Origin of the sequence: Yoonia sp. (genome assembly GCF_046498525.1) — a bacterium.
In the GTDB taxonomy this organism is placed as follows: domain Bacteria; phylum Pseudomonadota; class Alphaproteobacteria; order Rhodobacterales; family Rhodobacteraceae; genus Yoonia.
Map to the genome: position 1 here is coordinate 1 of NZ_JAWOAN010000137.1, position 12880 is coordinate 12880.

The 12880-nt window shown below is 57.6% G+C and carries 10 protein-coding genes; 5 read left to right on the top strand and 5 right to left on the bottom strand.

Features of this window, described 5'->3' with window-relative positions; all coding sequences use genetic code 11:
• Positions 1-411: 411 nt before the first annotated feature.
• Positions 412-729, top strand: coding sequence for a hypothetical protein (locus R6T97_RS09205; RefSeq protein WP_410348999.1), 318 nt, complete (start codon positions 412-414; stop codon positions 727-729).
• Between the two features lie 83 nt (positions 730-812).
• Here the strand turns inward: R6T97_RS09205 and R6T97_RS09210 are convergent, their stop codons facing one another.
• Positions 813-1292, bottom strand: coding sequence for a hypothetical protein (locus tag R6T97_RS09210; RefSeq protein ID WP_410349000.1), 480 nt, complete (start codon positions 1290-1292; stop codon positions 813-815).
• Between the two features lie 565 nt (positions 1293-1857).
• On the opposite strand from R6T97_RS09210, the gene R6T97_RS09215 reads away from it, so the two are divergent.
• Genes R6T97_RS09215 through R6T97_RS09225 form a run of 3 tightly spaced genes read left to right on the top strand, consistent with a single transcriptional unit; the run spans position 1858 to position 5883 of the window.
• Positions 1858-3888, top strand: coding sequence for a YjbH domain-containing protein (locus R6T97_RS09215; RefSeq protein ID WP_410349001.1), 2031 nt, complete (start codon positions 1858-1860; stop codon positions 3886-3888).
• Positions 3885-4502 (top strand): YjbF family lipoprotein, encoded by a 618-nt coding sequence (locus R6T97_RS09220; protein WP_410349002.1) that lies wholly within the window; start codon positions 3885-3887, stop codon positions 4500-4502. The genes R6T97_RS09215 and R6T97_RS09220 overlap by 4 nt, the downstream gene beginning before the upstream one ends.
• 25 nt (positions 4503-4527) lie before the next feature.
• Complete coding sequence (locus R6T97_RS09225) at positions 4528-5883, top strand: polysaccharide biosynthesis/export family protein (protein ID WP_410349003.1); 1356 nt, start codon at positions 4528-4530, stop codon at positions 5881-5883.
• A gap of 61 nt (positions 5884-5944) precedes the next feature.
• Here the strand turns inward: R6T97_RS09225 and R6T97_RS09230 are convergent, their stop codons facing one another.
• The 3 genes from R6T97_RS09230 to R6T97_RS09240 all read right to left on the bottom strand — a co-directional run bounded on the left by R6T97_RS09230 (position 5945) and on the right by R6T97_RS09240 (position 9824).
• On the bottom strand, positions 5945-6679 hold the full coding sequence (locus tag R6T97_RS09230) for a sulfotransferase family 2 domain-containing protein (protein ID WP_410349004.1): 735 nt from the start codon (positions 6677-6679) through the stop codon (positions 5945-5947).
• A gap of 93 nt (positions 6680-6772) precedes the next feature.
• Positions 6773-7699, bottom strand: coding sequence for a glycosyltransferase family 2 protein (locus tag R6T97_RS09235; RefSeq protein ID WP_410349005.1), 927 nt, complete (start codon positions 7697-7699; stop codon positions 6773-6775).
• A complete protein-coding gene (locus tag R6T97_RS09240) occupies positions 7689-9824 on the bottom strand; it encodes a polysaccharide biosynthesis tyrosine autokinase (protein ID WP_410349006.1) in 2136 nt (711 codons plus the stop codon). The genes R6T97_RS09235 and R6T97_RS09240 overlap by 11 nt, the downstream gene beginning before the upstream one ends.
• A 531-nt stretch (positions 9825-10355) precedes the next feature.
• Between R6T97_RS09240 and R6T97_RS09245 the strand changes: the two genes are divergently transcribed.
• Complete coding sequence (locus R6T97_RS09245) at positions 10356-11060, top strand: sugar transferase (RefSeq protein ID WP_410349007.1); 705 nt, start codon at positions 10356-10358, stop codon at positions 11058-11060.
• A gap of 278 nt (positions 11061-11338) precedes the next feature.
• Here R6T97_RS09245 and R6T97_RS09250 read toward each other — a convergent pair.
• A partial coding sequence (locus R6T97_RS09250) for an oligosaccharide flippase family protein (RefSeq protein ID WP_410349008.1) occupies positions 11339-12880 on the bottom strand: 1542 nt, incomplete at its 5' end.

Here is a 12880-nt window from a genome sequence, read left to right on the forward strand (position 1 = left end):
CTGAATTGGTTTGGCTCAGCCCGTTTTGGCCGGTCGCGGTTAAGATTTACACTTTACTCGGTGAGGGAGGCTGAAAAAAGCTATCGTTATGGATAGTTGCTGACCTAGCCAAATGGCCAGTATGGGCGGTTCGAACCGTAGCCGCTTCGCCGCAGGGCCCGTTTCGGCCCCTTGGTTGCTGCCCGGGTCTGGGCTGAGAAGATGCACGGTACGCCATGCTCAAAGCGGTCCCGGTGCGGCATTGGTGTGAATTTGGAAGGCTATGAAATCCCCCGGTGATTTGGCGTCCACGGCTTTGAGATTGTCACAAACCAACGCCTTGCGCACCGCATTTAACAGACTGGTAATCTGTTTCCAATTTATGGTACACGAAAAAATGATGCGCAATATTATTTGCTGAAGAGGTTTTAGATGAAAATCCTGCCAATCGCAGCGGTATTGTTCTTGGTGGCATCTGCTGCATCCGCTCAGACGGAAGCCGAACAGGCCCGCTATATGCAAATCGCGATAGACAGTGGTGTGTGCGGCGAGGCCTTTGTCGCCTCGGCCCGTTTCGAGGCGGACGAGAACGTGATCATGGTCACCTGCGAGGAAGATGCCGAAGGCTTCATTCCACTGGTCGGTGGCCTTGCGCCCGGCTTGGCCGGCGCGGCTGCGGCGGCTGCCGGAGCGGCCATTCTGTCTGCGACATCTGGCGGTGGAGCCCCCGCAGACACGGTCTCGCCATAATTCGCGTGTGGTGTCACGCCAGCCACCATACGGGACCGAAGGAAGCAAAACCTTTGCGCCCTTAGACTGTTTGGCAATGGCATTCAGCCTGCGCAAGGCTGATACCCCATCTCAATGATTTGTTGGCCCGAAATCCGCATCGGTTGCGCTTGTGCGTAGCGACCGGTTTGCAGATACCATAACCGCAGGGCTTCGGGGTAATATCGCGCCATAACTCGCGACCAGTGATCGAATTCATTTGGGGGCAGGGACCGCCCATTACGGCTGGGCCCATGGAAGCCGAAGGTTGTGGTGGGACTGACGCAGACGTCGGCAACCCCCAGATACATAGTGCAGGCCGAATAGCACAAGTCGCCGCGTATTTCGACGCGGGCCTGCGCGGCGCGCAACCGCTCAATCGCTTTGGCCCTTTCGCCGATCATCCCACCCCGATCATTGCCAACCACAAGAATTTGCTGTGCAATAGCAGGCTGGCCATCTACCGAGAGTAAAACCCCGATCGTCAAGGCAAAGCCAATCTGTCCCGCGACCAATAGGTCGCGCAGTCTTTTTCCGTACATCATATTTCCGTCCTCTTTGGACGCCCGTTGCGACCCGCCCCAGTCACCCACGATCCAGAAAAGCAGATGCACCTTTAAAGGTATGTTGATGTTATATTTTTAAGCTTTTTACATCTTTTTGCAGAATCCCCTTTTATAGACTGCCAAGACCATAGACGCAGATCAAGGTATTTTGCTCTGCAGTGCGGATCAACTTGGCCTTGAGGGCTGGCAATATGGCCAGTCTGTCGAATGCGGCGCGATGATATGCATCGATATGCTGGGTTTTTGCACGGAACCTCCTGACCCCTTGCACCTCCAAAGCCACTGGAAGGTTCGAAAACCAGATGAGGTGTCAAACGCCTTGACCCGATGTCGCAAAATCGTGGATATATTGGAAAATTTGCGAAAGACTAAGTTTAAGACGAAGGCCAAGCGCAGGTCTTCCAAAGAGGTCAGAGCCGTGAGACGGGACCACCACAGGACACCGGCCAGAAATCGCGCCGGCAGATCGGGTAGGGGGGCTGCTCTGGCTTTGTGTTTCGCATTGGTCTCTCCGGTCGCATACGCGCAAGAGTCGACCATTGGCTTGAACACCTATGCCGTCCCCGGTCTGGTCGACATGCCGTCGGCGGGGACCTTCGAACGCGATGATCTGAGTTATTCGCTCACTGTGTTTCGCAACACCATACGACACGGCATCAGCTTTCAGCTGACCGACCGTCTGACCTTCGGCCTTCGTTACAATCTGTCATATTTCACCGGGCCGGACGGAGAGTTGTTCGCCGAAGAAGACAACTTCGACCGGAGTTTCGGGTTTCATTATCGCCTTTTGGACGAAGGTCGTAATCGTCCCGCGGTCAGCGTCGGGATCAACGACATTCTAGGCACCGGGCGCTTTGAATCCGAATATCTGGTAGCTTCAAAAACCCTCCCGGCGGGTGTGTCTGTCACCGGTGGTCTGGGATGGGGGCGTTTGGCCGGGGTCGGGGCCTTTGCCAACCCCCTTGGCGATCTGGTCCCCGCCCTCAGCGAGCGCGAGGGACTGGGCGAGGACAACACCATTGGCGAATTCAACAGTCCCCAATGGTTTCAGGGAGATGCGGCGCTGTTCGGTGGCGTCACTTGGCAAGCGAACCCCAAACTGCGCCTGGCGTTCGAGATTTCAAGCGACAACTACCCGCTCGAGGACGGACGCGCCTTCGATTATCGCGAGCCCTATAACCTGGGGCTGCAATACAAACTGTCCGACCGAACGACAGTAGGGGCGGCTTGGCTTTACGGCTCGGAACTGGCGTTGCAGTTCAACTATCAACTGAACCCCGGCAAGCCGCGCAACCCCTCGGGGCTGGAGTCTGGGGGGCCACCGATCGCACCACGCCCGGCGGGCTTTGCCGCCGCTGCGACATGGTCCCCGGACCAGACGGACATGATGGGACTGCGGCGCAACACCCGGACGCAGCTGGACGGCCAGGGCATCGCCTTGCACGGGCTCAGCGTCACCGGCACCACCGCCCGGGTCGAGATCGAGAACCGCGACTTTCATCAGTCCGCCCAAGCCTTGGGGCGGACGGCGCGGGTGCTGACGCGCACCCTGCCACCGGAAATCGACCGGTTCGATATCGTGCTCGTCGAGGCCGGGTTGCCGATCAGCAGCAGCAGCATCCGGCGCGATGATCTGGCCCGCTACGAATTCGCCCAGGATGGGTCCTGGGACATCCAAAGCCGCACCCGGAGGGGCGATGCCGGCCCCGGCACCCAGCCGCTTGCGGGGCTGTATCCGCGTTACACCTGGGGCATCGACCCCTATATCGCCCCCGCCTTCTTCGATCCCGATGCGCCGCTGCGCTTTGATGCCGGGCTGGACCTGTCGGCAGGACTGGACCTGCGCCCGGGTCTGGGTGTGTCGGGCGTGTTGCGCTTCCCCCTTGCAGGCAACCTTGATCAGTCGACCCGGGCCTCGACATCGGTGCTGCCGCGGGTCCGCTCGGAAAGCTATCTTTATGACAAGGCGGGCACGCGGATCGAACGCCTGACCGGGAACTGGAATTTCCGCCCCGCCGAGGATCTGTATGGCCGTGTCACAGTGGGCCTGCTTGAATCGCAATATGCCGGCGTGACGGGTGAAGTGCTGTGGTACCCAACCGATGCGCGTCTGGCTTTCGGCGTTGAAGTGGCCAATGTGCGTCAGCGCGGGTTCGATCAACAGTTCGATCTGCGCGACTACGAGGTTACGACCGGCCATGTGTCGGCCTATTGGGACATTGGCAACGGGTTTCACAGCCAGCTGGATGTCGGCCGGTATCTGGCAGGCGATTATGGTGCCACGTTAACACTCCGGCGCGAGTTCGAGAACGGCTGGTCCCTGGGCGCCTTTGCGACACTCACCGACGTGTCTTTCGATGATTTCGGCGAAGGCTCTTTTGACAAGGGGGTCAGCGTGTCGATCCCCATCGGGTGGTTCACCGGCCAGCAGACCCGCGAGACATCAGATTTCGTGTTACGCCCGGTGTTGCGAGACGGTGGCGCGCGGTTGAACCTGGACGGCCGCCTTTATCGCACCGTCAAAGATGCAACCTCCGCTGAACTGGCCGATGGCTGGGGGCGGTTCTACAGATGATCCGTGCGCGTCTGTCTGCCCTTTTTGGCCTGACCCTCGCGGGTTTGTCCCTGACCCTTGGGGCATGTGCCCCCGCCTCGGGACCGGACGTGCGCGGCAGCCTGACCCGTGCGGTGATCGACCGTTCACCGCAACCTCTTATCCTGGCCGAGGGCACCGAACGTGGGCTTGGGGCCACCCTGATCCCGGCAGGCCGCAATGGTGATGTGGTGACCTGGCGGACAGGGCAAAACCAGATGCTGTCGTTTGATGGCGGTGTTCTGGTGGCCACCCGTGGACTTGGCGCCGATCTGATGAGCGCCGATGTCGCAGCCACCCGTGCCGCCCTGACCGGCGGGCCGAACAGAGGCTACGCGCGGCTGATGAGCTATCTTGACGGTGACGACAACACGCTGTTGCGCGCAATGGTCTGTGACATGGCGCCGGGAACGGCGGCGACCGTCGACAGTTTCGGGCTGTCTTTCCCGACCACCTTGCGTGTGGAAACCTGCCGCACGACCGGCTTTACGACACGCAACCGATACTGGTTGAACCCCGACGGCACGATGCGCCGGGCCGAACAATGGGTCGGCCCGGGTGCTGGCACACTGGTCACTGAATGGCTTACGCGATAAAACGTTAAAACACTCCGAGGACACCATGACACGCACGCGCCTTGCCATCTTTCTGGCCCTGATATTCGGGCTTTCGGCCTGCGATGCGACCTATGTCAGCAGCCGTGTCACCGACCGGGCCGACGGTCTTGATGTGCGGGTGGTGCCGATCTCGGCGGAAACCACATTGCAGGCCAACCGTCAGGCCTATGCGCCACGCAGCCTGCCCGACGTGTTTCTGGCCGGGGCAGGGGGGGGCAGCCCCCGGGGCACCGGAGCCTTGCCGCCTGCCCCCCGCTTTCCCGATCTGACGCCGGGCCGGTTGGAACTGCGCGCGCCCCCCGCCACGGAACCGGGCGCCTATCGTCTGGGCCCGGGCGACACCCTGCGCCTGGCGCAGTCCAGCGGCCAGGAAGTGGACCCGATCACCGGCACCACCGACGGCCTGACAGCACAGCAGGAACTGATCGTGCGTGATGACGGCGCGGTATCGATCCCAAGGGTCGGCGCGGTCGAGGTGCAGGGCCTCACCATCGATGAAGCCGAAGGGCGCATTTTCGAGCGGATGATCGATGTGGGCATCGACCCGGCCTTCGGGTTGCAGATCAGCGGCTTCAATTCAAAACTGGTGTCGGTCGGCGGCTCTGTCGCCAACGAACAGGTGATATCCTTGGGGCTGAACCGAACAAGCCTGGCCCAGGCCTTGGCCCAGGCGGGCGGCATCACGGTGCGCGACCCTGAATATGCCTCGGTCCGGTTATATCGCGACGCCACCCTTTATCAGATTCCGCTCGAAACCTTTCGTGACCGGGCCGATCTGCAACGCTTGGCGGTGCTGCCCGGCGATGCGATCTTTGTCGATACCGGATACGATCTGGATCGCGCTCAGGAATACTACCGCAACCAGATCGACATCATCAGCCTGCGCCGCGCCGACCGCACTGCTGCCCTAAACGAACTGGGCACCGAGATCGGATTGCGCCGTGCCGCCTTGGAAGAACAACGCGGCATCTTCCTGCAGCGCAACACACTGGGCGCCGTAAAACGCGATTATATCTATCTGGCAGGCGAAGTCAGTTCCCAAACCCGCTGGCCCTTGCCTTTTGACGAACAGGCCAGTCTTGCCGATGTCTTGTACGACAACGGTGGGTATAACACCGTCACCGGCAACCCGGCACAAATCTACGTGCTGCGCGCCGCCACCGATCCGGCGGCCTTCGGTGCCGTCACCGCCTGGCACCTTGACGCACGCAATGCCGTGGCCTTGACCCTCGCCCCGAAATTCCAGATGCGCCCCGACGACATCGTGTTTATCGAACAACAACCCATCACGACCTGGAACCGCGCCGTGCAACAGGCCCTGCCTTCGCTGTTCTCGACCTTGGGGGCGGTTCAGGGGTGAGGGGTGTAAAGATGGTTTTGAGTGTCAGACCGTTTAAGTTCAACACTGTCTTCTCAAGAGATCAGTCTATTGATTCGTAACCTAAAGTTTTAAAGTCAACTGCATAAACCTCACGTATGATGGATCGGCTTTCCTCATCCAATTCCATTTTACGGTCGATCGGGTTGCTGGACGAGTTGAGACGTGGAAGGTTGTTCTCATCTGCATCTATCTTCGACGATAAATATTTGAACTCATTTTCAATATTTTCGAACTTCCCGAGGTGATCAACGGCTATTTTGCCATTGCGCGGATCAATAATAAAACCCGACTGTGGTGTGAAGTGAATATAAGACAAAATAGCTTCCCTCCGAAGGTATTCTTTAACAAAGGCATTTATATCAGACACATCTGATAAATAATCTCTTGAAAACTCACGATCGTCTTTGTTCATGCCCCCATTTTTGAGAAATTTAAAAGCTGAAACTAATCGCGTTTCCGGATGACGACAGATTGAGAACTTAAATCTACGGTCAAATTCAAACGCACCGTAAAATAGTAGGTATTGAGTCACATCTCTGTGCCCACCACCAAGATCACCATACAGCGCCTTTGAAAAAGAAACTCCCGCGCATTTCGGCAAATGAAAAAATATACTCTTCGTTCGATCAAACCCTATTAATGAATGCCCAGTTTCGACTTTGGAAGCCTGCATTTGACCCAATTCTGAATACCAGCTTTTCCCTGATGACAGAAATATCAAGCGCCTAAGTTGGTTTGGAAGGTATGAGAGGTATGGCTTCGATTTTTCGTACATAGGATCTTTCAAAAGATATTTGAGGAATAAAAGAGCGCAGGTTATATTCTATATAAAGCGCGTATCAAACTGATATAAAGTAGAAAGCAAATTTTAGTTCAAATGCCCGCGCACCATGCCCCAAACATAATTCCGCCGGATTCGCCACTCATATAGGTGAGAGTCAAAAACAGACATCACCAAAAGCAGCAAAAGCTTCAGAATTGAAAGAGAAAGAGAAAACTTGAACGGAATTTTCTGTATAGATTTATCAATAGAAAGGATGTGACTGTACCCACCCCAATAGGCCCGACGCAAGGCCCATTCTGGGTCCAGTCTTTCGGGCTGAACTCTGTGGTGAACCAAAATACGACTGTCATAATATGAACGAACGCCGCGGTTTCGAAGACCCATTTCCAACCGCACTTCCTCGCCTCCAACTAGGCTGAAGGTTCCCTTACGGCCAAGTTCTATTGAAAATGCATCCGCTGGCAGGTTGGCACGTCGATAAATGACGTTCGCTCCAACCGCTGGAAAGGAAGGATCTTTCAGGTCGTTTTGTTCTTCAATCAGGCTCAAAAGGCCCTTCCACCTTGGGCCTAGATCGGGTAGCGGGTCGCCCGACGATTTCTGCCCAACGACCTGGCCACCTATTATACCAAAGTCGTTCGGTATCATATCGATCCTACAGACAAGGTTTTTGAAATAATGGGGATCAGCGATGATATCGTCATCCAGAAACGCAACCCAATCGCTTGCTCCCTTGGCGATTCCAAGGTTTCGCGCCAAACTCAGTCCCGGTTCGTTGGCACGATGATAGGACACGTTAGAATAAGTTTCGACCATTTTGACGATCTGGTCGGCTATGTGCTGATCGCTACAACTGTCAACGATCATGATATGGCCCATCTCTGTCGTAACCTGATCGACAAGCGATTTGATGCAGATATCCAGATCCTCTAATCGATTGTGCGTACATATAATGATGTCGACTTTTAGATTTTCTGGCCTATCAATCATCATTTTAGTTTCACCCCTCATAATACCCCTTCGCAAAGCGCGAATAGGCTCCGTATTGGTCACTGTAGCCATAGCGGCGCATGCCCTTGGGGTCGATCTGCGACAGAACAAGCCCTGTGATCGGCACGTTCTGACTGCGCAGCTGTTTCAGCCCGTCGTCCACCTGGCCTTGGGTGGTTTTGTCCCAGTGGACGACATAGACGATTGCATCTGCGATGGCGCTGATGATCCGGGCGTCGGGCACCACCAGGACAGGCGGAGTGTCTATGATGACATAATCATATTGCTGCCGCAGCCCGTCGATCAGGGCCGTGAACTTTGCGGATGACAACACATCGGCGGCATTGACCGAACTTTTCTGCCCCATCAGAACGTCAATCCCGCTGGCGGGATCGCTCCAGACCGCTTGAGCCAGCGGCGTTTCACCGGTCACCACGGACAACAGACCCTTGTCGATTTCAGCATTTGGAAAATACTCGGGAAACTTTCGGCGACGGATGTCGCCCTCGATCAGGATCACCTTCTTGTCGAGTCCGACGAGGTTCTGGGCCAGGGCGATGGCCAGGGTGGTCTTGCCCTCTCCGGGGATCGATGAAGTGGACAAGATCACCTTGCAGGCCCGGTCGGGGCTGGACATCAGGATCGATGTGCGCAGGTTGCGCACCGCCTCGGCTGCGGCCGAGGTGGGTTTTTTGGCAAGGTATGCGATGGTGTCGGCGCGGGTGCGGGCCGGGATGCGCGGGATCTGACCAAGCACGGCACGACCGGTGTGACGTTCCAGAGCACTGGCGGAGCGGAAGGTATTTTGCAGCGCCTCGCGCGCCAAGGTGGCGATGGCCCCAATGATGAACCCCAGCACCACGGACATCGCCAGCAAAATCCCCTTGCGCGGGGCCACCTGATACCCGGGGGTTGCTTCGGACAACAACCGGCTGTCGGCTTCGTGTACGCCGACCTGAACCGAGGTTTCCTTCAGTCGGGTCAGGAAAGTATCGTACAGGATGCGCGTGGCTTCGGTGTCACGCTCGGTTTGCTCGATTTCGATCAGGGCTTGGGATTGCTGTTCGAACTGGGAGGTGATCGAGTCGACCTGTTCGCGCAGGTCGCCCACCGCCTCGCGGGCGCGGGCTGTGTCGCCGCGCAGTTGCAGCAGCAGTTGGTTGAACCGCCTGTCGAACCGCGCGATTGCTGCGGCATCCTGCTCTGCTGCGGCTGTCGAAAGGGACATCAGTTGTGCATCCCCCGCTACGGCGGCGCGGGTCTCATAGTCCGCCGTCGCGGCGTCCTCAAAGGCGGCCACCCGGTCCTGGGCGCGGCGCAGGGCCAGTTCGGCGCTTTGCAAATCGGCTGTCACCTCGACCGACTGGGCGCTCAACGCGGCGATCGACTCGGCACTGATCAGAGTGTTGCGGGTCCGCAACGCATTGATTTCCGTTTCGGCCTCTTCGATCTCGACCTGCAGTTCGGCAACCCTGTCTGCCAACCAGATGGCGGCCCTTTCGGTGGCATCGACTTTCAGCGCGATCTGGTCGTCTCGGTAATATTGGGACAGGGTGTTGGCGATCAGCGCGGATTTCATCGGATCCTGTGTCGTGACCGCGATGTTGAAGACATAACTTCTTTCCTGAGGCTCGGTCGCGATGATCCCGCGCACCCGGTTGATCACGGCGTTGCGAATAATGATCTCATCAGGCAGCACCTCCGGTTCAGGGGGGGGCAAGTCAAGCAGGCCTCTGACTTGGGTTACAGTCCGCTCGATCAGCCCCGGCTCCCCTGGGCCAGGGTTGAATTCAGGATCGTCCATCAGATTCATCCCGTCCACCAACCGCCCCACGATCTCGCTCGACCGGATGACATCCATTTCGGTGTTGATGCTGGTCTGATCCGGGTTCACGCCCGACAGGACCGCCTCCAGATCCAACAGGTTTTCGGTGCGCACCCCCAACGACATCTGCGCGCTTGCACGATAGGTTGGCACAGCGACGCCTAACGCATACCAGACGGCAAGGCCCAAGGCACATATCATGCACAAAAGGATCAAAAGCTTACCGCGCCAGAGAATGCCCATAAGCGTCATAAAGTCGATGTGGTCGTCCGGGTCGATGTCTGCAGACGATGCCTGCGACAAGTGCTGTGGATCTGACATCGTGGCGAATTGCCCCTCAAAAGGTCTAAAACGGACTATCCATCTGTTCTGCAAGGGGTCAAGTGGCTTGCCTAGGTAAACTGCCGGATCGATGGTCTGGATCTTTTTTCATCAAGTTCCTGCGCCGGTTCAGGTCGATTTTTCCAACATAGCACAAGGCGAAGCGGACGGATCCGCATATCCCCCTCTCGCGATCACAATGCTGCGTTGCAGGTAACGTATGTTGCTCACTGCCAAGTCTATGAGACTTCTGTGCCAGCTCCGCCCGTCACGGTTCAAGGTTTTGGTGGGAAAGGTCGAAGGACGTTGAGGCGCTGTTCGGCTCTGCGCCAAGTCATCCAAGGCGCACCGCGAGGATCAGAAATGCTCACGATGCCTTAATCTTTCCATCTTCAACCTTAATCTTTCCTTATTAAATTTGTACGAGGTTAGCCGAAGACCTTGATCGTTAAGGTTAATGAAACGTACCGCCACGCGGTACTTTTAAAGCCGATTTCTCGGTTGGTTTAACGTTGTTAGATTGGATATGCGATGATCTTAACTCAAAATTTCAACAGTCCGGTCGTCGCTAGTGCAAGCAATACTGTTCAATCACTGCATAGGGCAAACGCCCTTTCTGGGCGCTCTGTTTATCGGAGCTTTGGTAAACGTATTTTGGACATCATGCTGGTTGTTCTGTCATTGCCGGTGGCATTGCCACTAATCCTGATTCTGGCACTTTTGGTGATGCGCGACGGTAAGGTGCCGTTTTTCGGTCACCGCCGGGTAGGCCGCAACGGCCGTGAGTTCACCTGTTGGAAGATACGCACCATGGTGCCCGATGCAGCGCTGCGGTTGCAGGAGCATCTGGCCAAAAACCCTGACGCCCGCGCTGAATGGGACGCGAATTTCAAGCTCGACAATGACCCCCGCATCACGCGACTGGGTGATTTCCTGCGGCGAAGCAGCTTGGACGAGCTGCCGCAGTTGTGGAACATCCTGAAGGGCGAGATGAGCATCGTTGGCCCACGCCCCATCACCGTGCCTGAACTGGCGTTCTATGATCGGCATGTGGATCGGTATCTGGCGATGCGACCGGGCCTGACCGGCCTTTGGCAGGTCAGCGGCCGCAACGATCTGAACTATGACGAACGGGTGCGCCTTGATGCCGCCTATAACCGGCTGTGCAATCCGGCCCTCGACACGGTGATCGTGGCGCGCACGGCACTGGCGGTTATGGCCCGTACGGGACGGTAATCTTGGGGCCTGTTCATCTTGTGCGGATGGTGATTCTCACTCTCGGTGACAGATCAAGGCTCCTTCCAGAACGTGTATGCACTATGCGTCACCGCTCTTCATCGATGTTGAGGATCGGGTAAATCCATCTACTGAACCCTGTTTGCCTTCTCCCTACCAATGACACTGACGTTCTATGCCATCTTTGTTTTCGCAGTGGATCGTCCGATTTAAGACTTCAGGGTGGCCCGCGACAATGCCGTGTCGGTGCCAGTCCTGCAAGATCTCCACATGCTTGGTTATCCCACGCGCCTTTGAAACCACCCCATCACCGCCCCTTCAAGCGCGCCGTGAGGACGCTTTTCGAACTGCCACAAGACCAGCATGGTTGCCAGCTGACCGCCGAGAGCGACGCCAAATGCCAGTAGCGTTTGCAGCCCCAAGCCTCCCCGCCCGAGAAGGCCGGTGTCCGAAGTTGTCACGGTAGGGCAAAGCCAGAAAGCAAGGATGGCAAACACGACCAGCCCTGCTATAGTGCGCCGGAGGGCGAAGACCTGTGTCCTTACGCTAAGCTCGGTTAGTTGTCGGGCGGCGGTCAAGGCAAAGCCGGCGCTGGCCAACCCGGCCAGCCCTCGGGCTGCAATGGCCCCCCATAGCCCGAACCAGGCGATCCCGATCAACATCAGGGGCAGCTTGACCGCCAGATCAACCATCGTGCGCTGCGCAATCAGTTTGGGCCGGTAGAGGGCGATCGCAAGGGGCGCAAGGATATGACCGATCACGCTGGGTAGGGAAGTCAGGGCCAACAGCGCAAGGATCGGGCCCATCTCGCGCCAGGTGCCACCCAAAAGCGCCTGAACGATCGGCACGGCAAGCAGGCTCAGGCCCAACAGAACAGGCCCCATGATGCACAGAGCCGCGTTCAGCACCTTTGCCCAAGCCCTTTGACGCTGGTCAATCGTTTCGGCCCGCGCCAGAGCGACGGTCAGGGGCGCGCCCAGTGGAAAAAGAATTCCCTGAAACGGAATGCCCGTAAGATCGCTGGCCAAGGCATAGCGCCCCATATCGGCCGTGGGCAGGGTGCGGCCCAAGAGAATACGGTCGATCTGGAAACTCAAGGCGGCAAACAGCTGGTTCACGCTGTTCCACCCTACCACATCGGAAAACTCGGCCCACCGCGCCAGGCTTAGACGCGGCCGATAGGGGGCTTTGATATAACTCAGAATGCTCATCAGCAGCGGTGCAGTTATCGTTCCTGCGGCAATCGCCCAATAGCTTTGGGTTAACAATGCGATGATCACCACCACACAGAAGGCCCCCGCCTTGGCCAGCAGCGTGTTCATCATGTCGGGCCGCATGTTGTAGGCCCGGGCAAAGACCGCCATGCGAGGGCTGATCAGGCTGCGCAACACCGGCGCCAGTGTCAGGGCAACGATCAGCGGAGGAAGTCGCGGTTCCCCATAAAACGCTGCAACGGGCCAAGCCGCCCCGATCATGACCACAGCGAGCACGCAGGCCCGCAGCACCCCAAGGGTGAACGAGGTATCATAGTAATCGGGTGTCGGGTCGGTGGCACGCAGGATCGGCTGGATCAACGGCACTTCGCTTAACGCCTCGATCAAAAGGACCACGGTCATCGCCAAGGCGATCAAGCCGAAATCCTCGGGCACCAAAAGTTGCGCCAGGACCAGCAGCGTGCCGAAATCGATCAGCCGCGCCCCCATTTTGCCCGCAACCGATTGCAGACCCGCCTGTGCCACGTTTCTGCCGGTCGAGTTGGTCATATTGGCCAGCCTGGCCCGGTCGTCAGGAATGCCTTTGGTGGACATGACCGCAGGGAC

Bases quoted from the DNA above. Each gene is read 5' to 3' on its own strand.
- R6T97_RS09230 (WP_410349004.1), bottom strand. From the start codon at position 6,679: ATGTACGAAAAATCGAAGCCATACCTCTCATACCTTCCAAACCAACTT.
- R6T97_RS09245 (WP_410349007.1), top strand. From the start codon at position 10,356: ATGATCTTAACTCAAAATTTCAACAGTCCGGTCGTCGCTAGTGCAAGC.
- R6T97_RS09225 (WP_410349003.1), top strand. From the start codon at position 4,528: ATGACACGCACGCGCCTTGCCATCTTTCTGGCCCTGATATTCGGGCTT.
- R6T97_RS09205 (WP_410348999.1), top strand. From the start codon at position 412: ATGAAAATCCTGCCAATCGCAGCGGTATTGTTCTTGGTGGCATCTGCT.
- R6T97_RS09220 (WP_410349002.1), top strand. From the start codon at position 3,885: ATGATCCGTGCGCGTCTGTCTGCCCTTTTTGGCCTGACCCTCGCGGGT.
- R6T97_RS09240 (WP_410349006.1), bottom strand. From the start codon at position 9,824: ATGTCAGATCCACAGCACTTGTCGCAGGCATCGTCTGCAGACATCGAC.
- R6T97_RS09210 (WP_410349000.1), bottom strand. From the start codon at position 1,292: ATGATGTACGGAAAAAGACTGCGCGACCTATTGGTCGCGGGACAGATT.
- R6T97_RS09235 (WP_410349005.1), bottom strand. From the start codon at position 7,699: ATGAGGGGTGAAACTAAAATGATGATTGATAGGCCAGAAAATCTAAAA.